The sequence below is a fragment of the Duganella sp. LjRoot269 genome (assembly GCF_964254095.1).
Lineage (GTDB): Bacteria > Pseudomonadota > Gammaproteobacteria > Burkholderiales > Burkholderiaceae_D > Rugamonas > Rugamonas hordei.
In genome coordinates this window covers 583504-604330 of sequence record NZ_CAXUSL020000001.1, presented here as the reverse complement: position 1 = coordinate 604330, position 20827 = coordinate 583504, and the positions used below count along the sequence as shown (strand labels likewise).

Annotated in this window: 15 protein-coding genes; 5 read left to right on the top strand and 10 right to left on the bottom strand. The window is 66.3% G+C overall.

What is annotated here, in order from left to right; translation table 11 throughout:
• Positions 1-12 precede the first annotated feature (12 nt).
• Genes xylG through ACSQ3S_RS02580 form a run of 7 tightly spaced genes read right to left on the bottom strand, consistent with a single transcriptional unit; the run spans position 13 to position 8676 of the window.
• Entirely contained in the window at positions 13-1551 is a 1539-nt protein-coding gene (xylG, locus tag ACSQ3S_RS02610; RefSeq protein ID WP_176653053.1) for a D-xylose ABC transporter ATP-binding protein, read from the bottom strand.
• A 9-nt stretch (positions 1552-1560) separates the two neighbouring features.
• A complete protein-coding gene (gene xylF / locus ACSQ3S_RS02605) occupies positions 1561-2565 on the bottom strand; it encodes a D-xylose ABC transporter substrate-binding protein (RefSeq protein ID WP_436141503.1) in 1005 nt (334 codons plus the stop codon).
• Between the two features lie 29 nt (positions 2566-2594).
• Positions 2595-4367 carry an IlvD/Edd family dehydratase gene (locus ACSQ3S_RS02600; protein WP_413446906.1) on the bottom strand — a complete coding sequence of 591 codons (1773 nt, stop codon included), beginning with the start codon at positions 4365-4367 and terminating at the stop codon, positions 2595-2597.
• Positions 4364-5248 (bottom strand): SMP-30/gluconolactonase/LRE family protein, encoded by an 885-nt coding sequence (locus tag ACSQ3S_RS02595; protein ID WP_413446905.1) that lies wholly within the window; start codon positions 5246-5248, stop codon positions 4364-4366. The genes ACSQ3S_RS02600 and ACSQ3S_RS02595 overlap by 4 nt, the downstream gene beginning before the upstream one ends.
• Positions 5245-6012, bottom strand: coding sequence for an SDR family NAD(P)-dependent oxidoreductase (locus tag ACSQ3S_RS02590; protein WP_353403952.1), 768 nt, complete (start codon positions 6010-6012; stop codon positions 5245-5247). Before ACSQ3S_RS02590 ends, ACSQ3S_RS02595 begins: the two co-directional genes overlap by 4 nt.
• Positions 6013-6053: 41 nt before the next feature.
• Positions 6054-7244 carry a fumarylacetoacetate hydrolase family protein gene (locus tag ACSQ3S_RS02585; RefSeq protein ID WP_436141502.1) on the bottom strand — a complete coding sequence of 397 codons (1191 nt, stop codon included), beginning with the start codon at positions 7242-7244 and terminating at the stop codon, positions 6054-6056.
• Positions 7245-7284: 40 nt separating this feature from the next.
• On the bottom strand, positions 7285-8676 hold the full coding sequence (locus ACSQ3S_RS02580; protein WP_436141501.1) for an enolase C-terminal domain-like protein: 1392 nt from the start codon (positions 8674-8676) through the stop codon (positions 7285-7287).
• An 84-nt stretch (positions 8677-8760) separates the two neighbouring features.
• Between ACSQ3S_RS02580 and ACSQ3S_RS02575 the strand changes: the two genes are divergently transcribed.
• Genes ACSQ3S_RS02575 through ACSQ3S_RS02565 form a run of 3 tightly spaced genes read left to right on the top strand, consistent with a single transcriptional unit; the run spans position 8761 to position 14505 of the window.
• Positions 8761-10005, top strand: a complete 1245-nt coding sequence (locus tag ACSQ3S_RS02575) for an SGNH/GDSL hydrolase family protein (RefSeq protein ID WP_436141500.1) — start codon at positions 8761-8763, stop codon at positions 10003-10005.
• Complete coding sequence (locus ACSQ3S_RS02570; protein WP_436141499.1) at positions 10002-11624, top strand: glycoside hydrolase family 43 protein; 1623 nt, start codon at positions 10002-10004, stop codon at positions 11622-11624. Before ACSQ3S_RS02575 ends, ACSQ3S_RS02570 begins: the two co-directional genes overlap by 4 nt.
• Positions 11625-11628: 4 nt before the next feature.
• Positions 11629-14505, top strand: a complete 2877-nt coding sequence (locus tag ACSQ3S_RS02565; RefSeq protein WP_436141498.1) for a glycosyl hydrolase 115 family protein — start codon at positions 11629-11631, stop codon at positions 14503-14505.
• Between the two features lie 4 nt (positions 14506-14509).
• Here the strand turns inward: ACSQ3S_RS02565 and ACSQ3S_RS02560 are convergent, their stop codons facing one another.
• Positions 14510-15637 (bottom strand): endo-1,4-beta-xylanase, encoded by a 1128-nt coding sequence (locus ACSQ3S_RS02560; RefSeq protein WP_436141497.1) that lies wholly within the window; start codon positions 15635-15637, stop codon positions 14510-14512.
• An 86-nt stretch (positions 15638-15723) separates the two neighbouring features.
• On the opposite strand from ACSQ3S_RS02560, the gene ACSQ3S_RS02555 reads away from it, so the two are divergent.
• Together ACSQ3S_RS02555 and ACSQ3S_RS02550 are read left to right on the top strand one after the other, a co-directional pair.
• On the top strand, positions 15724-17886 hold the full coding sequence (locus ACSQ3S_RS02555; RefSeq protein ID WP_436141496.1) for an alpha-glucuronidase family glycosyl hydrolase: 2163 nt from the start codon (positions 15724-15726) through the stop codon (positions 17884-17886).
• Positions 17887-18019: 133 nt separating this feature from the next.
• Positions 18020-19129 carry a LacI family DNA-binding transcriptional regulator gene (locus tag ACSQ3S_RS02550; RefSeq protein WP_413446895.1) on the top strand — a complete coding sequence of 370 codons (1110 nt, stop codon included), beginning with the start codon at positions 18020-18022 and terminating at the stop codon, positions 19127-19129.
• Between the two features lie 26 nt (positions 19130-19155).
• On the opposite strand, the gene blaOXA (ACSQ3S_RS02545) is transcribed toward ACSQ3S_RS02550, so the two are convergent.
• Entirely contained in the window at positions 19156-19923 is a 768-nt protein-coding gene (gene blaOXA / locus ACSQ3S_RS02545; protein ID WP_436141495.1) for a class D beta-lactamase, read from the bottom strand.
• Positions 19924-19938: 15 nt separating this feature from the next.
• On the bottom strand, positions 19939-20760 hold the full coding sequence (gene blaOXA / locus ACSQ3S_RS02540; RefSeq protein WP_436144984.1) for a class D beta-lactamase: 822 nt from the start codon (positions 20758-20760) through the stop codon (positions 19939-19941).
• Positions 20761-20827: the final 67 nt, after the last annotated feature.

Below are 20827 nucleotides of genomic sequence, written 5' to 3'. Positions count from 1 at the left end.
TCTAGGAGAGTATCAGTGCAGCGCAGGCTGCGTTTGGTCCAGCGCCGCGGCCAGCACGGTTTCCTGGCTCAGGTTGTCGTTGACGAAATCGCCGCGCAGCTTGCCCTCGCCGACCACCAGCACGCGGTCCGAGATGCCCAGCACTTCGGCCAGCTCAGACGACACCATGATGATGGACATGCCCTGTGCGGCCAGGTCGAACATCAGCTGGTAGATCTCGAACTTGGCGCCGACGTCGACGCCGCGCGTCGGTTCGTCGAGGATCAGGATCTTCGGTTTGGTCAGCAGCATCTTCGACAGCACGGCCTTTTGCTGGTTACCGCCGGACAGGCTGGTAATCGGCAGGAACGGCGTGGCGGTCTTCAGCTTGACGCTCTTGATCTCCTTGTGGATGGTCGCGAGTTCGGCCTGCTGGTCGATGCGGGTGGCACGCGCGAAATCCTTCAGCACCGTCAGCGTCATGTTGTGGCCGACGCCCAGGTCGGGCACGATGCCGTGCTGCTTGCGGTCTTCCGGCACCATCGCCAGGCCGGCGCGGATGGCCTTCAGCGGTGTGCGCGTATCGAGCTTGACGCCGTTGAGCCACACCTCGGCCTCGCTCGGTCCCGGATAGGCGCCGAACAGCGCCGACACCAGCTCCGTGCGGCCGGCGCCCACCAGGCCCGCGATGCCGAGGATCTCGCCCTTGCGCAGCTTGAAGGAGATGTTGTCGACGCGCTTGCGCTGCGGGTTGTCGGCGTCGTAGCAGTTGACGTTGCGCGCTTCGAAGATGACTTCGCCCGGCACGTGGCTGCGTTCCGGATACAGCTGGTTCATTTCGCGGCCGACCATCTGCGCGATGATGCGTTCGATGTTCATGTCGGCCATCGGCGTGGTGGCGATGTGCTGGCCGTCGCGGATGACGACGATGGTGTCGCAGATGTCCGCCACTTCATCGAGCTTGTGCGAGATGTAGACGCAGGTGACGCCCTTGGCCTTGAGCGAATGGATAATCTTCAGCAGCACCTTGATCTCGGAGGCCGTCAGCGACGACGAAGGCTCGTCCAGGATCAGCAGGCGGGCGTTCTTGTTGAGCGCCTTGGCGATCTCGATCAGCTGCTGGTAGCCGCCGCCGTACTGCTTCACCGGCAGCACCACGTTGACGTCGCGGATATCCAGTTCGGCCAGCAGTTCCTCGGCGCGGCGGTTCATGGCCGCATAGTCCATGCGGCCGCCGGGCAGCTTGATCTCGTTGCCGAGGAAGATATTCTCCGCCACCGACAGCTCGGGCACCAGCATCAGTTCCTGGTGGATGATGACGATGCCCGCCGCTTCGGTTTCGCGGATCGACTCCGCCCGCAGCGGCTTGCCGTCCCACAGGATCTCGCCGTCCCAGGTGCCGTGCGGGTACACGGCGGACAGCACTTTCATCAGCGTCGATTTGCCGGCGCCGTTTTCACCGCACAGGCCTGCGCACTCGCCGGCCTTGAGCTTGATGTCGATGCCGTTGAGCGCGCGAACACCGCCAAATTCCTTGACGATGTTCTTCATTTCCAGCAGATAGTCAGCCATACCGACTCCTTAGTTGGCGGACAGCTGGGCCTTGGTGTAGAAACCGTCGTCGGACAGCACGTTCACGTTGGCCTTGGTCAGCGCGATCGGCGCCAGCAGCAGCGTGCTGACCTTCTTCATGCCGTTCTCGTAGGTGGAGTTGTAGGCAGGCGCCTGGTTGCGCACCAGTTGCACCGACAGCCTGGCCGCTTCCGTCGCGATCAGCTTGAGCGGCTTGTAGACCGTCATCGCCTGGGTGCCGGCGATGACGCGCTTGACGGCGGCCAGGTCGGCGTCCTGCCCGGACACCGGCACCTTGCCGGCCAGCTTTTGCGCGGCCAGCGCCTGGATGGCGCCGCCGGCGGTGGCGTCGTTGGAGGCCACCACGGCGTCGATCTTGTTGCCGTTGGCGGTCAGCGCGTTCTCGACGATGGACAACGCCTCGGAAGCGCTCCAGTCCTTGACCCACTGCTTGCCGACGACCTTGATGTCGCCCTTGTCGATCAGCGGCTGCAGCACTTTCAGCTGGCCTTCGCGCAGCACCTTGGCGTTGTTGTCGGTCGGCGCGCCGCCCAGCAGGTAGTAGTTGCCCTTCGGTTTCAGCGCGACCAGGCTGCCGGCCTGCAGCTCGCCGACCTTGGCGTTGTCGAAGGAGATGTAGGCGTCGATGTCCGCGTTGAGGATCAGGCGGTCGTAGGACACGACCTTGATCTTGGCCTTCTTCGCCTCGCGCACCGCGTTGTTCAGCACCGTGGCGTTGTACGGCACGATGACCAGCACGTCGACGCCGCGCGAGATCAGGTTTTCGATCTGCGAGATCTGGCGCTGTTCGCTGGCGTCGGCCGACTGCACGTAGACCTTGGCGCCCAGCTTCTCGGCTTCCGCAGTGAAGTAGTCGCGGTCGCGCACCCAGCGCTCAAGGCGCAGGTCGTCGATGGAAAAACCGATCTTCGGGTTCTTGGCGTCCGCTTGCGCGTAGCCGCCGGCCAATGCCATCATGGCGCCGAGTACGGCGGTGGCGATAATCTTCTTCATGTTGCTGTCTCCAGTAGGATTTTTTATGTTTAGTGGTTGTGGCGCGCCAGCGTGTGGCCGACACCGCGGTAGTCGACCGCCAGTTCCATGCAGGCGCCGCTCTCCATCTGGCCGACGGTGGAGCGGTACAGCTGCTGCCACGGCGTCTGGCTTGGCGGCACGGCCGGTATGCCTTCGGCCTTGCGCTTGGCGAGTTCCTCGTCGCCGACCAGCATATTGCAGGTGCCTTCGTTCAGGTCGACGCGGACGATGTCGCCGTTGCGGATGTAGGCCAGGCCACCGCCCACCGCGCTCTCGGGCGAGGCGTTCAGGATAGACGGGCTGTCCGACGTGCCGGACTGGCGGCCGTCGCCCAGGGTCGGCAGGTTCATGATGCCGCGCTTGATCAGGGCGTCAGGCGGTTGCATGTTGACGACTTCCGCCGAGCCGGGCCAGCCCACCGGGCCGGCGCCGCGGATGACGAGGATGCTGTCCTCGTCGATGTTCAGCGACGGATCGTTGATGCGGTCGTGGTAGTCGCCGGAACCGTCGAACACCACGGCGCGGCACTCGAAGATATTCTCGGCGCCCGGCTTGCTCAGGTAGCGGGCGCGGAATTCCGGCGAGATCACGCTGGTCTTCATGATGGCGAAGTCGAACAGGTTGCCCTTCAGCACGAAGAAGCCAGCGTCTTCCTTCAGCGGCGCGGCGAACGGGTAGATCACTTCGCGGTCGTTGGTCTCGCGGCCCTTCAGGTTGTCGCTCATGGTGGCGCCGGTGACGGTCAGTCGGTCCGAGCGCAGCTTGCCGTTCTGTTCCAGTTCCCACATCACGGCAGGCACGCCGCCGGCGCGGTGGAAACGCTCGCCGAGGAATTTGCCGGACGGCTGCATGTTCAGCAGCAGCGGCACCTTGTGGCCATATTCCATCCAGTCGCTCGATTTGAGTTCGACGCCGGCGTGGCGCGCCATCGCGACGATGTGCTGCTGGGCGTTGGTGGAACCGCCGATGGCGGCGTTGACCACGATCGCGTCGAGGAAGGCCTCGCGCGTCAGGATCGCCGACGGACGCAGGTCCTGGTGCGCCATCTCGACGATGCGCTTGCCGGTTTCATAGGCCATCTGGCCGCGCTCGCGATACGGCGCCGGAATCGCGGAGCAGCCGGTCAGCGACATGCCCAGCGCCTCGGCGATGGCGTTCATCGTCGAGGCGGTGCCCATGGTGTTGCAGTGACCGGCCGACGGCGCCGAAGCGGCGGCGATCTGCAGGAACTTCTCTTCGTTGATCTTGCCGGCGGCCAGCTGCTTGCGGCCTTTCCAGATCGCGGCGCCGGAGCCGACCAGTTCACCATCGAGCCAGCCGTCCAGCATCGGGCCGCCGGACAGCACGATGGCGGGGATATCGACGGTGGCGGCGGCCATCAGCTGCGCCGGGGTGGTCTTGTCGCAGCCGGTGGTCAGCACCACGGCGTCGATCGGATAGCCGTGCAGGATCTCGACCAGGCCCATATAGGCCAGGTTGCGGTCGATGGCGGCGGTCGGGCGGCGGCAGTTTTCGAAAATCGGATGCAGCGGGAATTCCATGGCGATGCCGCCCGCGTCGCGGATGCCGTCGCGCACGCGCTTGGCCAGCTCCAGGTGGATGCGGTTGCACGGGCTGATGTCGCTGCCCGATTGCGCGATGCCGATGATGGGGCGGCCGGAGCGAAGCTCCTCCGGCGTGATACCGTAGTTCATGAAGCGCTCGAGGTACAGCGCGGTCATGTCGATGTGGTCCGGATTGTCAAACCAATCCTGCGAGCGAAAACGGCGAGGTGTGTTCATATTGCCTGTCCTGGTAAATATTCGTTTTGCAGCTGGCCCGGCGACGCCACGCGGAAGCTGAACAAGCCTCCCGCCAGCGGTTGCCGGCTCAGTTCTTCGTCCGTCAGTCCCTTGCGCGCGGTCGTCACGAAGACGGTGCGCAGGTCGGCGCCGCCAAAGGCGACTTTGGTGATGTTAGAGCATGGCATATTAACCGAATCGAGAAATTCGCCTGCCGACGAATAGCGCTCGATGCGCGCGCCGGCGAACAGGGCGATCCACAACGCGCCGTCGGCGTCCACCGCCGTGCCGTCCGGATAGCCTTCGCCTTCGATGCGGATGAAGACGCGCTTGTTGGCCAGGGCGCCCTGGTCGTCAACGTCAAACGCGTAGACGGTTTTTTCCAGCGTATCGGTGTGGTAGAAGGTGCGGCCGTCCGGGCTGATGCAAGGCCCGTTGGTGATCACGTAGCCGCTGTCCTTGCACTGCAAGGCATCGTCTTCGCACAGGCGGTACAGCGAGCCGCTGGGCGCCGTTTCGGCATTGTCCATGGAGCCGAACCACAGGCAGCCGTGACGGTCCACATAGCCGTCGTTGAGGCGGTTGCCCGGCAGGTCGGCTTCCAGCTCCACCAGCGGCGTCAATTCGCCGCTGTCGAACGAAAAGCGCATCAGGCGGCCCGGCAGGCCGCAGACGAAACCGCCGCCGTGCATCGGCAGCGCGAAGCCGACTTCCTGCGGCACCGTCCAGCTTTGCCGGCGGCTGCCGTCCTCGCCGCAGCGATGGATGGCGCGCTGCTTGATGTCGACGAAATAAAGGGCATTGTCGCCGGCATGCCACACCGGGCCTTCGCCCAATGTGGCCGCCAGCGGCCAGATGCACTCAGGCTGGGTGATGTTCATGCACCATACCATCCGGCGTCTACGAAGTAATCGCGGCCGGAGCAGCGCCCTGCATTGTCCGATGCCAGGAACAGCGCCATCGCGGCAATGTCCTCGGGCTCCACGCGCTCATGCAGGCACTGGGCGTTCAGGATCTCCTGTTCGCCTTCCGGCGTATGCCACAGCGCCATCTGGCGCGGCGTGCGCACCGAACCCGGGATGATGCAGTTGACGCGGATGCCGGAGGCGCCGAGGTCGCGTGCCAGGCCGCGGGTCATGCCTTCGATGGCCGCCTTGGCGGTCATGTACAGGCTCAGGTTGCCCAGCGCGAGGTGCCACGAGATCGAACCGAAGTTCAGGATCACGCCGGTGCCTGCAGCCTTCATGCCCGGCGCCACGGCCTGGGCGCAGAAGAACTGGTGGCGCAGGTTGACGGCCAGGCTGTCGTCCCAGTATTTCGGCGTGACGTCTTCGATGTTGTGGCGGTTGTCGTTGGCGGCGTTGTTGATCATGACCTCCACCGTGCCGTGATCGCGCTCGATCTGCGCGAACACGCCGGCCAGCGCATCGAGGTCGGTCAGGTCGCAAGGGAAGAAGCGCGGCGGATACTTGGCGTCCTTCAGGCTGGCGGCCAGCTCCTTCGACTCCTCCACGGCGATGTCGATAAAGTACACCTGCGCACCCTGCTTGACGAAGGCGTCCACGATGGCGGCTCCGATGCCGGTGCCGCCTCCCGTGATCAGTACGCGTTTGTCTGCCAGGCTGGGATAGGTGGCGTAGGCCATGGGTTGCGCCATAGTGTGTTTCTCCTGTTGATTCGTTGGGTTCATAGCAGGCCGCGTTGGGCCAGGTTGCGATAGAGCGCACGCACGCCGAAAGTCCATGGCGTGATGGCGTCGCTCAGTTGTACGTGATTGACCAGCATGCCCAGCGACGGACTGCTGATGCTGACCCGGTCGCCCAGCTTGTGGGTGAAGCCGGCGCCCTTCGCGCCACGGTCCTTGATCGGCGAGAACATGGTGCCGAGGAAGAGCATGAAGCCGTCAGGGTATTGATGATGTGCGCCGCAGGTTTGCGACACCAGGTCGAGCGGGTCGCGGCTGATCTCGCGCATGAAGCTTGCGCCGTCGAGCGTGAAGCCGTCGTCCGCGCCTTCGATCAGCATGCGCAGTTCCGCCCCGCGCACGGTGTCGATGGTGAAGCCGCCGTCGAACAGGCGGATGAACGGACCGATGCCGCAGGATGCGTTGTTGTCCTTGGCCTTGCCCAGCAGGAGCGCGCTGCGGCCTTCGATGTCGCGCAGGTTGACGTCGTTGCCCAGCGTGGCGCCGACGGTCTCGGCGCGGCTGTTCACCGCCAGCACGATCTCCGGCTCAGGGTTGTTCCATTTCGATGCGGGATGCAGGCCGACGTCGGCGCCGAAACCGACCGCCGACATCGGCTGCGATTTCGAGAACACCTCGGCATACGGGCCGATGCCCACTTCCATGTACTGCGACCAGGCGCCGCGCTCGATGAACTGCTGCTTGAGCTTTTCCGCTTCCGGCGAGCCGGGCTTGATGGCCGACAGGTCGGCGCCGATGTCCTTCAGCAGCGCGCTGCGCAGCGCGTCGGCGCGGCTGGCGTCGCCGCCGGCCTGCTCTTCGATCACGCGTTCCAGCAGGCTGACGGCGAAGGTCACGCCGCAGGCCTTGATCGCCTGCACGTCGCACGGCGCCAGCAGGCGCGGAGCCTGAGGGGAAGCGTCGTTGGCCAGCGCGTTATCGATCAGCGCTTCCACGCGGCCCAGCGGCTCGCCCGGCGCGCTGCGCGCGAAGGCGGCGGGATCGTCGCGGTCCAGCAGGTCGGCCACGGTATTGGCCTGGGAGGTGATGTCGAACACTTCACCGTTGCGCACGACCACCACGCAAGGGCCGTTGATGTCGCCGGCGCGCCAGACGCGGCCTACCAGCAGGGCGTCCGGCAGGTCGGACGGCAGGTGCGCCGCTGCGGGCGCATGCTTGAGATTATTTTTCACGGGTTTTCCTATGTCTCGTAAGGCCAGGTGCAGGTACAGCTCAACGCCCCAGGCTCGGTTTTTTGGGTGAATATGTCCAATCAGGTACCAGATACCGCATCGCCATCGCGTCGTCGCGCGCCGTGGTGGCTACTTTCTTATACAGCCGGTGCGCAGCTTCGATGCGCTCCATGTCGGGCTCTATGCCCAGCCCCGGCGCCTGCGGCACCTTGACCTCGCCGCCGACGATCCGCAGCGGATCGACGGTCAGGCGTTCCTGGCCTTCCTGCCAGATCCAGTGGGTGTCGATGGCGGTGATCTTGCCCGGCGCGGCGGCCGCCGCATGGGTGAACATCGCCAGCGACACATCGAAATGGTTGTTGGAGTGCGAACCCCAGGTCAGGCCCCAGTCCTGGCAAAGCTGCGCCAGCCGCACGGAGCCCTGCATGGTCCAGAAATGCGGATCGGCCAGCGGAATGTCGACCGCGCCCAGCAGATGCGAATGGGCCATCTGGCGCCAGTCGGTGGCGACCATGTTGGTGGCGGTGGCGATGCCGGTGGCGCGGCGGAATTCCGCCATGATCTCGCGGCCGGAGTAGCCGTTTTCGGGACCGCACGGGTCCTCGGCGTAGGCCAGCACGTGGCCCTGACCCTTGCACAAAGCTATCGCTTCGCTCAGCGACCAGGCGCCGTTCGGATCGAGCGTGACGCGCGAATCGGGGAAGCGCGCCTTGATCGCGGCCACGGCTTCCATTTCCTCGGCGCCGCGCATCACGCCGCCTTTGAGCTTGAAGTCGCGGAAGCCGTACTTGGCGACGGTGGCCTCGGCCTGCGCCGCGATGGCGGCCGGCGTCAGCGCTTCCTGGTGGCGCATGTGGTACCAGCCGGACGCGCCGTCACCGGTCAGGTACGGCAGGTCGGTGCGGGTACGGTCGCCGATGTAGAACAGATAGGCCAGCATCGGCACGCTGTCGCGCTGCTGGCCGGCGCCGAGCAGTTCGCATACCGGCACGCCCAGGTGCTGGCCCAGCAGATCGAGCAGCGCCGCTTCGACGGCGGTGACCACGTTCTCCAGACGGAGGTTGATCTCGTGCGGCTGCTTCAGCACTTCCGCCTCGGCGGCCGAGGTGACCTGGTACTGCTGGCCGCTGACGTCCTTGTTGGCGATGGCGTCGCGGATGCCGTTCAGCGTGCGGTTGTAGCGGCCGATCTGGGTGCCGACCACCAGCGGCACGGCGTTTTCCAGCGCGCGCAGGATGCCGGCGCCGCCTGGTACTTCGCCCATGCCGGTATGTCCAGCGCTGTCCTTCAGCAGGACCAGGTTGCGGGTGAAGTATGGCGCGTGGGCGCCGCACAGATTCAGTAGCATGCTGTCATGACCGGCGACTGGCACAACCCGCATTTCCGTAATTACCGGAGATGCGCTTCCCGGCAAATTTGTTGCATGTACCATCTCTTTACCCTAAAATGAATAGCGCTAACATTACACCAGTGTGAAGGATTTATGCGATCAAGTCAACACGCGTTGTACAGGTCTTTGAGGCGGTCGATAAGCACCGTCCTGGCGGCCCTGCTATTGAACGCCAGCCCGGCGATGGCCGCGCAGAACCTGCAGCACTGGGTCGCCACCTGGGGTGCGGCGCAACAATTGCCGGAACCGGCGAACGAACTGCCCGCGGAGCACTGGCGCGACGCCAGCCTGCGGCAGGTCGTGCGCCTGTCGCTGGGAGGCAGCCGTTTGCGGGTCCGCATCAGCAACGCCTACGGCAGCGCGCCATTGGTGGTGGAAGGGGCCAGCATCGCGCTGGCGCAGCCGGGAAAGGCCGATATCGACGCCACCACCCTGCATCCGCTGACCTTTGACGGCCGCGGCACCGTGATGATCCCCGCCGGCGCCGAATATTACAGCGACGCCGTCGACATGACCGTCAAGCCGGCCGCCGACCTGGCGATTTCGCTGTATTTCAAGGGCGAACCGGCGCGCCAGACCGGCCATCCCGGTTCGCGCGCCGCCAGCTTCCTCGCCAAGGGCAACCGCGTGATGGACGCCGCCTGGGCGGACGCCGGCAGCATCGCCCACTGGTATATGCTGGCCGATGTCGAGGTCCGGGCCCCGGCCACGACCGGCGCGCTGGTGGTCGTGGGCGACTCGATCACCGACGGCTACGGCGTGGCGCCGGACAGCAACACGCGCTGGACCGACGCACTGTCCGCGCGCCTGCGCCAGAGCGGCGCGGCGATCGGCGTGGTCAACGCCGGCATCGGCGGCGGCCGCATGCTGCGCGACGGCCTGGGCACCAGCCTGGCCGCCCGCTTCGACCGCGACGTGCTGTCGCGCGCCGGCGTCACGCACGCGCTGGTGCTGATCGGCGTGAACGATTTGGGCAGCCAGCACCGCAACACGCCGGACCTGCCGGCCGACCGCCAGCAGCTGCTGGCCGACCTGCAAACGGCCCACCGCCAGCTTGCCGAACGCGCCCACGCGCACGGCATCTGCCTGATCGGCGCCACGATCACGCCCTACAAGGCCAGCGGCTACTACCATCCGGAAGCGGAAAACGAAGCAGACCGCCAGGCGCTCAACGACTGGATACGCCATTCCGGCGTGTTCGACGCGGTGGCCGACACCGACGCCGCGCTGCGCGATCCGGCGCAACCGCAGCTGATGGCAAAGGACTACGATTCCGGCGACGGCCTGCATCCATCGGCCGCCGGCTACCGCGCCATCGCCAACGCGGTGCCGCTGGCCGCGCTGCGCAGCTCGTGCAGGGAGGCGCGATGAATGCCATGGCCGCGATCCGCGCGGCATCCGTTGCGGTCTGCGCGCTATTGGCCGCAACCGGAGCACAGGCGGCAACGGATGCCGTCTACACCAATCCCGTTCTGAGCGGCTTCCATGCCGATCCCAGCGTCTGCCGCGTCGGCGACGACTACTATCTCGCCACCAGCAGCTTCGAATACTTCCCCGGCGTGCCTATCTATCACAGCAAGGACCTGGTGCATTGGCGCCAGATCGGCCACGCGCTGACCCGCGCCAGCCAGCTGTCGATGGCGCACACCCGCAGCTCGCAAGGCATCTACGCCCCAACGCTGCGCTGCCACGGCGGCACGTTCTACATGGTGACCACCAATATGGAGGGCGGCGGCGCCTTCTACGTTCACACCAGGGACCCGGCGGGACCATGGTCGGAACCGGTCTGGCTGAACGACAAATCGTGGGGCATGGACCCGTCGCTGTTCTTCGACGACGACGGCAAGGTCTACTACACCCGCCATGGCGGCGGCGAACATGGCGGCGTCTATCAGGCGCAGATCGACCTGGAGGCCGGCAAGCTGCTGGAGCAGCCACGCCTGATCTGGCCTGGCACCGGCGGGATATGGCCCGAAGGTCCTCACCTGTACAAGCACGATGGCCTGTACTACCTGATGATTTCCGAAGGCGGCACCTCGTACAACCACAGCCTGACGATGGCGCGCTCCAAATCGCCGTTCGGACCGTTCGAGGCGGCGCCCTCGAATCCGATACTGACCCATCGCGGCCACCCGGAACTGCCGCTGCAAGCCACCGGCCACGGCGACCTGGTGCAAACGCCGGACGGCAAATGGTGGGTGACGCTGCTCGGCATCCGTCCGCAATCGCAGCGCCATCACCTGGGACGCGAAACGCTGCTGGCCCCGGCCAAGTGGAACGAGCAGGGATGGCTGACGGTGAACGACGGCGCGCCGCTGCAGTTGACGATGCCGGCGGCAGGCCTGCCGCCATCGGCGCCGTGGCCCGCCGAGCCGGTGCGCGACAACTTCGACGCGCCCACGCTGGCGCTGCAATGGACGCAATTGCGCGGCCCCGGCGATGGCCTGTGGTCGCTGGGCGAGCACGCCGGCGTGCTGCGGCTCAAGGGCAGCGACGTGACGATGAACGATGTCGCGCAGCCGGCGTTTATCGGCCGCCGCCAGGAGCATCTGCGCATGCGCGCCGCCACGCAGCTTGAGTTCCGTCCGGACTCGACTTCGCAGGCGGCGGGACTGGTGCTGCGCCAGAACGAAAAAAATTATTACGAATTGCGCGTCACCGGCGCACCGCAGCGGCGGCTCGAACTGATCACCCGCGTGGCCGGGGTGACGGCGCTGCAAGCCACGGCATCGTTGCCGCCGGGCGACGACCCGGTCGTGCTGCAGGTGGAATCCTGGCCCGACCGCTACGAATTCAGCTACAAGACTGTCGCAGGCGACAACGCGCCGGCAACGCGGATCGGCGTGGCGGCCACCGCTCCCCTCACCTCCGAACTGGCAGGAGGATTCACCGGCGTCTTCATCGGCATGTACGCCGAAGGTGCGGGCAAAAACAAACCCATGCCGCCTGCGGATTTCGCATGGTTCGATTACCAGGCCATAGAAAAATAACACCATGAGACATCACTATATGGCGGCAGGGGCGCTGATGGCGGCCCTGCTGTCGCACGCCCTGCCCGCGCAAGCACTGGGCGAAAAACGGCTGGCCTTCTTCGATCACCCTCCGGCCGGCGCTGTCGCACTGGCGCAGGCCGGCCATGCCGCCAGGCTGTACGTCGATCCGTCCGATTATCCCGGCGTGCTGCGCGCGGCGGGCGACCTGCAGGCCGACATCGGCCGCGTCAGCGCGGCCAAGGCGACGCTGACCAAGGGCCTGCAGCCGGCCGGCGCGGACGTGGTCATCATCGGCACCATCGGCAAGAGCGCGCTGATCGACAAGCTGGTGCAGTCGGGAGCGCTGGACGTTTCCGCGATCAAGGGCAAGTGGGAAGGCTGGCAGGTGCAGACGCTGCGCAATCCGATGCCCGGCGTCGAGCGTGCGCTGGTGATCGCCGGCAGCGACAAGCGCGGCACCATCTTCGGCATCTACGAGATGTCGGAGCAGATCGGCGTGTCGCCTTGGAACTGGTGGGCCGACGTGCCGGCGGCGAAGCACGCCAGCATCTACGCCTCGTCCGCGACCGCCATCAGCGACGCCCCGGCGGTGCAGTATCGCGGCATTTTCCTCAACGACGAGGCGCCGGCGCTGACCGGCTGGGTCAAGCAGCGCTATGGCGGCTTCAATCACCAGTTCTACGAAAAAGTCTTCGAGCTGATACTGCGCATGCGCGGCAACTATCTGTGGCCGGCCATGTGGGGCGAGGCTTTCTACGACGACGACAAGTTGAACGGCCAGCGCGCCGACGAATACGGTGTCGTCATCGGCACCTCGCACCACGAGCCGATGATGCGCGCGCATGATGAATGGCGGCGTTACGGCGGTGGCAGCGCCTGGGACTACAACCGCAGCGCCGACAAGCTGAAGGAGTTCTGGGCGCAAGGCCTGCGCAACGCCGGCAGCGGCGAAAAGATGATCACGGTCGGCATGCGCGGCGACGGCGACGAGCCGATGTCGCGCGAGTCGAACGTCTCGCTGCTGGAGCATATCGTCGACGACCAGCGCTCCATCATCGCCAGGGAGATCAACCCGGACGTGGCCAAGGTGCCGCAGGTATGGGCGCTGTACAAGGAAGTGCAGGACTACTACGAGAAGGGCATGCGCGTGCCGGACGACGTGATGCTGCTGTGGTGCGACGACAACTGGGGCAATATCCGCCGCCTGCCGACGCCGGCGGAACGCCTGCGCTCGGGCGGCGCCGGCATCTACTACCACTTCGATTATGTCGGCGGTCCGCGTTCGTACAAGTGGATCAACGTCACCCCGCTACCCAAGGTATGGGAGCAGATGCACCTGGCCTGGCAGTACCAGGCCAACCGCATGTGGATCGTCAACGTCGGCGACCTGAAGCCGATGGAAGTGCCGATCGAATTCTTCCTGACCTATGCGTGGAACCCGGCCGCCTGGCCGGCGGAGCGGCTGCCGGAGTACCTGAAGCTGTGGGCGGCGCGCGAATTCGGTCCCGAACATGCGGACGATATCGCCGACATCGTGACCAAATATGCGAAGTACAACGGCCGCCGCAAGCCGGAGCAGCTGGAGCCCACCACCTACAGCCTGGTCAACTACGGCGAGGCCGAGCGCATCGTCGCCGAGTACAAGGAGATTGCATCACGCGCCGAGAAAATCTCCGCCACATTGCCCGCCTCGCGGCGCGACGCATTCTACCAGCTGGTGCTGTACCCGGTGAAGGCCGGCGCGGTGGTCAACGAGCTGTATGTCACGGCGGGCATGAACCGCCTGTACGGCCTGCAGGGACGGGCTTCCACCAATGACCTGGCGGCACGCGCGCGGCAGCTGTTCAGGGAGGACGCCGAGTTGGTGCGGCGCTATCACGAGGATATCAGCGGCGGCAAATGGAATCACATGATGTCGCAGACCCACCTGGGCTACACCTATTGGAACCAGCCACCGCGCAACGTGATGCCGCCGGTGACCGAGATGCAGGTGCCCAAACAGGCCGACATGGGCGTGGCGGTGGAAGGCAGCGAGCAGGTATGGCCAGGCCCGGACGGCGACAAGCTGTCGTTGCCGGCGCTGGACGTGTTCGAGCAGCGGGCGCGTTTCGTCGATATCTTCAACCGCGGACAACAGCCGTTCGACTACACCATCACCGCCAGCGAACCGTGGATCACGCTGGACAAGCCCAAGGGCAAGGTGCTGCGCGAGCAGCGCGTGCAGGTTGGCGCCCGCTGGGCGGAAGTGCCGGATGGCGTGACGCAGGCGACGCTGACAGTTACAGGTCCCGACGGCGGCAAGGCCACGTTGAAAGTCCCGCTGCGCAAGCCGGCCGGCGCGGCGCCGAGCGGCTTTGTCGAAACCGGCGGCGTGGTGGCGATGGAGGCGGAGCACTACAGCCGCGCAGTGCCGGACGGCCAGCGCACCTGGCTGCGCATCCCCGACCATGGCCGCACGCTGTCCGGCATGACGGTGCTGCAGCCGGCGGCGCCGACCGGCGCTGCGGCGGACGACACGCCGCGCATGCGGCTGGAATACGAGATGCATCTGTTCAGCGCGGAAACAGTCGGCGTGCAGGCGACGCTGGCACCTACCCAGAAGTTCCAGCCCGGCGCCGGCCTGCGCTACGCCGTGTCCTTCGACGACGAGGCGCCGCAGATCGTCAACATGCACGCCGACGCGACGGAAAAGGCGTGGGAACGCAGCGTATCCGACGGCGCGACGGTGCTGAGCTCGCGGCACAAGATCGCCGCGCCGGGCCAGCATACGCTGAAGTTCTGGGCCATCGATCCCGGTGTGGTGCTGCAAAAGCTGGTGGTCGATGCGGGCGGCCAGCGCAACAGCTATCTGGGTCCGCCCGAAAGTCCGAGACGCTAAGCCGTCAGGCCGCGCGCGGCGGCATCGCCTCGATGGCGGCGGCGATGGCGTCGCGCAGCGGCTTGGCGCGCAGCTTGTCGTCGAACGGCGTCGGGCGCATTTTCAAGCCATCCGTGCGCGGCGCTTCGTCCCACGTCTGCAACCAGCTGAAGTTGTCCGCCATGCCCCACATCAGGAAGTCGCGGCACTGCGGATAGCTGAAGGTCACGTCCAGGTAGTCCTTGGCCAGGGCCGCCACGCCGGCGTCGCGGGCCTTGATATCGCCCGGCAGCTTGCGGTCGTTGACGTCGAATTCGGTGATCAGCAGGTCCAGTCCCATGCCGGTGACTTCGTCGAGGAATTTGCGCCACTCCAGCTGATGCGCGGCGCCCGTCCCGCCGCTTACCTCGTCCCACGAGCCGATATGGCTTTGCAGGCCCAGCGCCTGCACCGGCGCGCCGCGCGACTTCAGGTCGTGCAGCAGCTTCAGCACGCCCGCGCGGTGCTTGGCGCTGCCCTCGTCGGCCCGCATGTAGTCGTTATAGACCAGTTGCGCATGCGGCGCATACTCGCGCGCCAGCCGGAACGACAGCTCGACCTGCTCCAGCGCGCCCAGGCGTTCGGTGAAGACATTGGCGCGCAAGGCGCCGGTGGCCGGATCGACCGCCTCGTTGACCACATCGTAGCTGTGGATGTCGCGCCCGAAGTGGCCGCACACCGCCTGGGTGTGCGCCCGCAGCAGCCGTTCCGCCTCGCGCGCGGGCTGGCTGCCGAAATCGTGCTCGTTGACCCATTTCGGCAGCCATTTGGCGGGCTCCCAGATCAGGTTATGCCCGCGTATCAGCATGCCCTGGCTTTTGGCCCACGCATACAGCTCGTCGGCCGGCGCGAAGTTGTACTGGCCCTGGCGCGGCGCCAACGCCTGCCACTTGCCCTCGTTGTCGGCCACGATCATGTTGCACTCGCGCGCCATCAATGCCCTGTAGCCTGGATCGCGCAAGTCGCGAGTGCCGATGGCGTTGCCGATATTGAGTCCCTTGCGCTTGCCCAGCACTTTCAGGGGCGTGGGACCGGCTTCGGCACCCAGCACGTCCGGCAGCGGAAGCAGGCCGGCGGCCAGCATCGATAAAACATTACGGCGAGAAATCGTCATTGTTACACTCCAAGGTAAAAATGTTCGCTAACATCGTGGCATAATCAAATGGTTACGCTAACATAATGCACCAAAATGGAGACGGTATGCGCAATTTTCTCAACACCCTGTTGGCAGCGGCGCTGCTTGCGCTATGCGCCAACGCGTCGGCGGCCAATGCTCCGGCCACCGTACCGGCCGACGAAGACGGCTATCAACTGTGGCTGCGCTACCGTCCCTTGCCGCAGGCGGCGCAGGTTCGCCTGGGCGCGCAGGCCCGCAGCATCGTCCTGAGCGGCGCGCCGTCGCCGACCACACAGGCCGCGCTGGATGAACTGCAAACGGGCCTGGCCGGCATGCTGGGCCGCGCCCCCGCGCTGTCCGCCAAGATACAGGACGGCGCACTGCTGCTGGCCACGCCGGCCACGCTGCCGGAGCTGGCCGCCGGCGCCTCGCCGCTGCGCGCCGAACTGGCCGCCCTGGGCGCCGAAGGCTATCTGCTGCGCCGCACCCGCCTGCAGGGCCACGAGGTCACGCTGATCGCCGCCAACAGCGACACCGGCCTGCTGTACGGCGCTTTTGCCTGGCTGCGCGCAGCGGCCGACGGCAAGGCGCCGGAGGCGTCCTCCGCGCCCAAGCTGCGGCTGCGCGTGCTGAATCACTGGGACAACCTGGACCGGACGGTGGAACGCGGCTACGCCGGCGCCTCGATCTGGGACTGGTGGGCGCTGCCCGACATCAAGGACCGCCGCTACACCGACTATGCGCGCGCCAACGCCTCGCTGGGCATCAACGGCACGGTGCTCAACAACGTCAACGCCAAGCCGGAGTCGCTGACCGCGCAGTTCATCGCCAAGGCCGCCGCCGTGGCCGACGTGCTGCGCCCCTACGGCATCAAGGTCTATCTGTCGGCGCGCTTCTCGACGCCGCTGGAGCTGCACGAAACCTCCACCGCCGATCCGCTGTCGCCCGAAGTACAGGCCTGGTGGCGGCGCAAGGCCGACGAGATCTACAAGGCCATTCCGGACTTCGGCGGCTTCCTGGTCAAGGCCAACTCCGAGGGCCAGCCCGGCCCGCAGGACTACCACCGCAGCCACGCGGACGGCGCCAACATGCTGGCCGCCGCGGTCGCGCCGCACCATGGCATCGTCATGTGGCGCGCCTTCGTCTACGCGCCCGGCGCCGAGAAAGCATCGGACCGCGCCAAGCAGGCATGGGACGAATTCAAGCCGCTGGACGGCACTTTCGCCGCCAACGTGCTGGTACAGGTGAAGAACGGCGCGATCGACTTCCAGCCGCGCGAACCGTTCCATCCGCTGTTCGGCGCGATGCCGAAGACGCCGCTGATGATGGAGTTCCAGGTCACCAAGGAGTACCTCGGCTTCTCCACCGACATGGCCTACCTGGGCACGCTGTTTGAGGAGACGCTGCGCAGCGACACCAGGACCTCGCCGCAGGGCGCCACCGTGGCGCAGACGCTGAGCGGCATGGCCGGCGTGGCCAACATCGGCACCGACCGCAACTGGACCGGTTCCCACTTCGACCAGGCCAACTGGTACGCCTACGGGCGACTGGCGTGGAACCCGCAGGCCTCGGCGCGCGATATCGCCACCGAGTGGGCGGCGCAGACCTTCAGCGCGGATCCCGCCGTCACCACTCCCATCGTCGACATGATGATGCTGTCGCGCGAAGCGGTGGTCGACTACATGACGCCTCTGGGCCTGCACCACATGATGGGCACCGGCCACCATCACGGCCCGGCGCCGTGGGTGGCCAACCTGGAGCGGCCGGACTGGAACCCGGTCTACTACCACCGCGCCGACCGCAACGGCATCGGCTTCGACCGCACCGCCAGCGGCAGCAACGCGCTGGCGCAGTACGCGCCGGAGATCGCCCGCCAGTACGCCGACCCGCACACCACGCCGCAGCAATTCCTGCTGTGGTTCCATCACCTGCCGTGGGATTACACGATGCCGTCCGGCCGCACCTTGTGGGCCGAACTGTTGACCCGGTACGACACCGGCGTCGCGTCCGCAAAAAATCTGCAGGCGCGCTGGGCGGCGATGCGGCCGCTGATCGACGCCCGCCGCCATGCAGAAGTGGCGCAGCGCCTGGCGCGGCAAGTGGACAACGCCGTGCTATGGCGCGACGCCTGCATCGCATACTTCCAGTCGGTGTCCGGTTTGCCGCTGCCGCCGGGCGTGCGCCCGCCGGCGCTGCCGCTGGCAAGCTACCAGGCCATGCGCTTCCCTTACGCACCGGGGCATTGAGCAGCATGTTCGGCTCGACCTGCGCCGTGTCAGGCCCTGCCTGCCGGGGGCATTCCGCCCCGGCAGGCAGGGCCTTGTGGTAAAGTCTGACGCTGAACTTAGCTTCACTTTTCAAACAAGGTTACGAAGGCAGATGACAAGCAATAAGGTGAAACCGAAGGCGGAGCCAGTGGTGGAAATCCGGTCGCAGGCTCCGACCATGTCCGATGTGGCCAAATTGGCGGGCGTCTCGCCGATGACGGTGTCGCGCGTGATGAACGGCGATACCAATGTCCGCGACAAGACCCGGCAACGCGTCGACGCGGCGGTGGCCGCGCTGAACTACGTCCCCAACCAGGCCGCGCGCCGCCTTGCCGGCTCGCGCCCGATACGGGTTGGTTTCCTTTACAGCAATCCCAGCGCCGGCTACCTGAGCGAATTCCTGGTCGGCCTGCTGAACCAGGCCAGTCCCAACAACGTCCAGCTGGTGGTGGAAAAGTGCGAGGCCGACGAGCACGGCATCGAGCAGGCGCGCCGCCTGATCGCCAACGGCGTCGACGGCATCATCCTGCCGCCGCCGCTGTGCGACACCCCGAACCTGATCGACCTGATCGTCGCTTCCGGCACGCCGGCCGTGACGGTGGCCTGTGGCCAGCCGGACGCCCGCGTCGGCGGCGTCAGCATCGACGACTTCAGCGCCGCCCATGCGATGACCTGCCACCTGGTGTCGCTGGGCCACCAGCGCATCGGCTTCGTCATCGGCCATCCGAACCAGACCGCCAGCGCGCGCCGGCTGGCCGGCTTCAAGGCCGCCATCGCCGAGAAAAACATCCCTAGTTCGCCGGAGCTGATCGTGCAGGGCATGTTCACCTACCGTTCCGGCCTGGACGCGGCCGAAGTGCTGCTGGGCCTGGAACAGCGCCCGACCGCCGTTTTCGCCAGCAACGACGACATGGCCGCCGCCGTGGTGGCGATCGCCCACCGCCTGGGGCTGGACGTGCCGGGCGACCTGACGGTGGCCGGCTTCGATGACACCGCGCTGGCCAGCACCATCTGGCCGGAGCTGACCACGGTGCGCCAGCCGATCACCGACATGGCGGCAGAGGCGGTGCAATTCCTGGTGCACCAGATCCGCGCCAAGCGCAACGGCGAGCCGGACGCGCCCAAGCACGCGGTGATCGACTACAAACTGATACGCCGCCAATCCGACGCCGCGCCGCGCCTGCGGCCATCGACCAAGGTGGTGGCCAAGCCCCGCGCGTGACGGCTGCCTTGATCGGGTCTTGTGGATCACTTGAGCAGCAAGGCCGGCAATTCCTTGAGGAACTCATCGCGCGCCAGCACGCCGGCCGACACGTCCTGCGGCTGCGTCGCGTCCCTCTGCATCAGGTGCGCGAAGACGAAGGTGCGCGAACCTTTCGACGCCCATCCCACATACCAGCCAAAGCCGGAAGCCGCGCCGGTCTTGCCGTTGATGCGCCAGCCTGCGGGAGGCTGGCCGAACTGCGTCAGCCGGGCGGTCATGTCGTAGGCATGGGCGCTCACGCCCAGCCGGCGGTTGACGATCTTGTCCAGGAACGCGAGCTGTTCCAGCGGCGAGATCCGCAGCGAGGAAGCTATCCACGACATGGTCAGTCCGTCATTTTCCGCGTCGCCCGAGACGTCGGCATTCCCGTAATTGAATTTCCGCGTGTATTCGGCAAAGCGCTGCATGCCCAGTGATTTTGTCACCTGCTGCGAATACCATACGACCGAATCGCTCATCCACTTGGCGGGATCCGTCGGCTCGCGCCAGCTGGGCCGCCAATCGACATAGCCCGGGCGGAACGGCAGCTTCGGCGTGTGCGCATCCTTGAGGAAACCGGAGTCGTAGCCCATCAGGCTGATGGCGATCTTGAAGGTCGACGCCGGCGTCACCTGGCGCTGGCAGTCGCCGCGCTGGACCAGCATCGCGCCGGTGCCGGCTTCGGCGATGGCGGTGCACACTTCGGTGGCATGGACGGCTGTAGTCCAGACGAGGCTGCACAGCGCCACCATGACCATGTGGCGAAAATTCATACTGCTGTCTCCTTGTTAAAGCGCGTCCAGTTGCGCCGGCAGATCGCGCAGGAAGGTTTGCTTGGTGCGGGGGCCGGCGGCGGCTTGCTGCCTGTCCTCCAGCACGAGGCGGGCGAACACCACCTTGCGGCTGCCCTTGGTCGCCCAGCCGACGAACCAGCCGTAGCGGTGTTTCTCGTCATCGCGGCCGTTGGCCAGCACCGGCGCGGCGGTGCCGGTTTTTCCGTGGATCTCCCAGCCGTTGGGCAGGGCATCAAGTTCGGTGAGGCGGGCCGTCATCTCATAGGCATGTTCCGACAGCGGCAGCTTGCGGTTCAACATGCTGCTGAGGAAAGCCACCTGTTCGACCGGCGATATCTTCAGGCTGGAAGCTATCCACGACATCGCGAGGCCATTGTCCTTGCCGGCATCGCCGGAGACATCGCGGTTGCCGTAGTTGAGACTGTTCACGTAGCGCTGGAAGCGCTCGGCGCCCAACTGCGAAGTCACCTGCTGGGCATACCACACGGTCGAATTCCGTATCCAGCTGGTCGGGTCGGTGGTTGCGCGCCATGACGGGTTCCAGTCCGTATAGCCGGCCTTGAACGGCAGTCTCGGCGTGTGCTCGTCGCGCAGGATGCCGCTGTCGTAGCCCATCAGGCTGACGGCGATGTTGAACGTCGAGGCGGGCGTGACGCGTTCGTCGCAATGGCCGTCGTGGACCAGCCGCTTGCCGCTGTCGGCATCCGCCATCTCGGTACAGCTGAACGGCGTTTCCGTTGCCGGCAGCACGGCCTGCGCCAGCGGGGCGATGCGCCACGCGAAGGCCGGCTGGAAGGCGAGGCTGCCCGCGAACACTGCCGCCAGGCCGGCCAGCGCGGCGCATCGGGCCCATGGGCCGCGCGGCGCGGCGGGCTCGCGTATC

Bases quoted from the DNA above. Each gene is read 5' to 3' on its own strand.
- ACSQ3S_RS02565 (WP_436141498.1), top strand. From the start codon at position 11,629: ATGAGACATCACTATATGGCGGCAGGGGCGCTGATGGCGGCCCTGCTG.
- xylG (WP_176653053.1), bottom strand. From the start codon at position 1,551: ATGGCTGACTATCTGCTGGAAATGAAGAACATCGTCAAGGAATTTGGC.
- ACSQ3S_RS02570 (WP_436141499.1), top strand. From the start codon at position 10,002: ATGAATGCCATGGCCGCGATCCGCGCGGCATCCGTTGCGGTCTGCGCG.
- ACSQ3S_RS02600 (WP_413446906.1), bottom strand. From the start codon at position 4,367: ATGAACACACCTCGCCGTTTTCGCTCGCAGGATTGGTTTGACAATCCG.
- ACSQ3S_RS02580 (WP_436141501.1), bottom strand. From the start codon at position 8,676: ATGGTACATGCAACAAATTTGCCGGGAAGCGCATCTCCGGTAATTACG.
- xylF (WP_436141503.1), bottom strand. From the start codon at position 2,565: ATGAAGAAGATTATCGCCACCGCCGTACTCGGCGCCATGATGGCATTG.
- ACSQ3S_RS02555 (WP_436141496.1), top strand. From the start codon at position 15,724: ATGCGCAATTTTCTCAACACCCTGTTGGCAGCGGCGCTGCTTGCGCTA.
- ACSQ3S_RS02550 (WP_413446895.1), top strand. From the start codon at position 18,020: ATGACAAGCAATAAGGTGAAACCGAAGGCGGAGCCAGTGGTGGAAATC.
- ACSQ3S_RS02590 (WP_353403952.1), bottom strand. From the start codon at position 6,012: ATGGCCTACGCCACCTATCCCAGCCTGGCAGACAAACGCGTACTGATC.
- ACSQ3S_RS02595 (WP_413446905.1), bottom strand. From the start codon at position 5,248: ATGAACATCACCCAGCCTGAGTGCATCTGGCCGCTGGCGGCCACATTG.
- blaOXA (WP_436141495.1), bottom strand. From the start codon at position 19,923: ATGAATTTTCGCCACATGGTCATGGTGGCGCTGTGCAGCCTCGTCTGG.
- ACSQ3S_RS02560 (WP_436141497.1), bottom strand. From the start codon at position 15,637: ATGACGATTTCTCGCCGTAATGTTTTATCGATGCTGGCCGCCGGCCTG.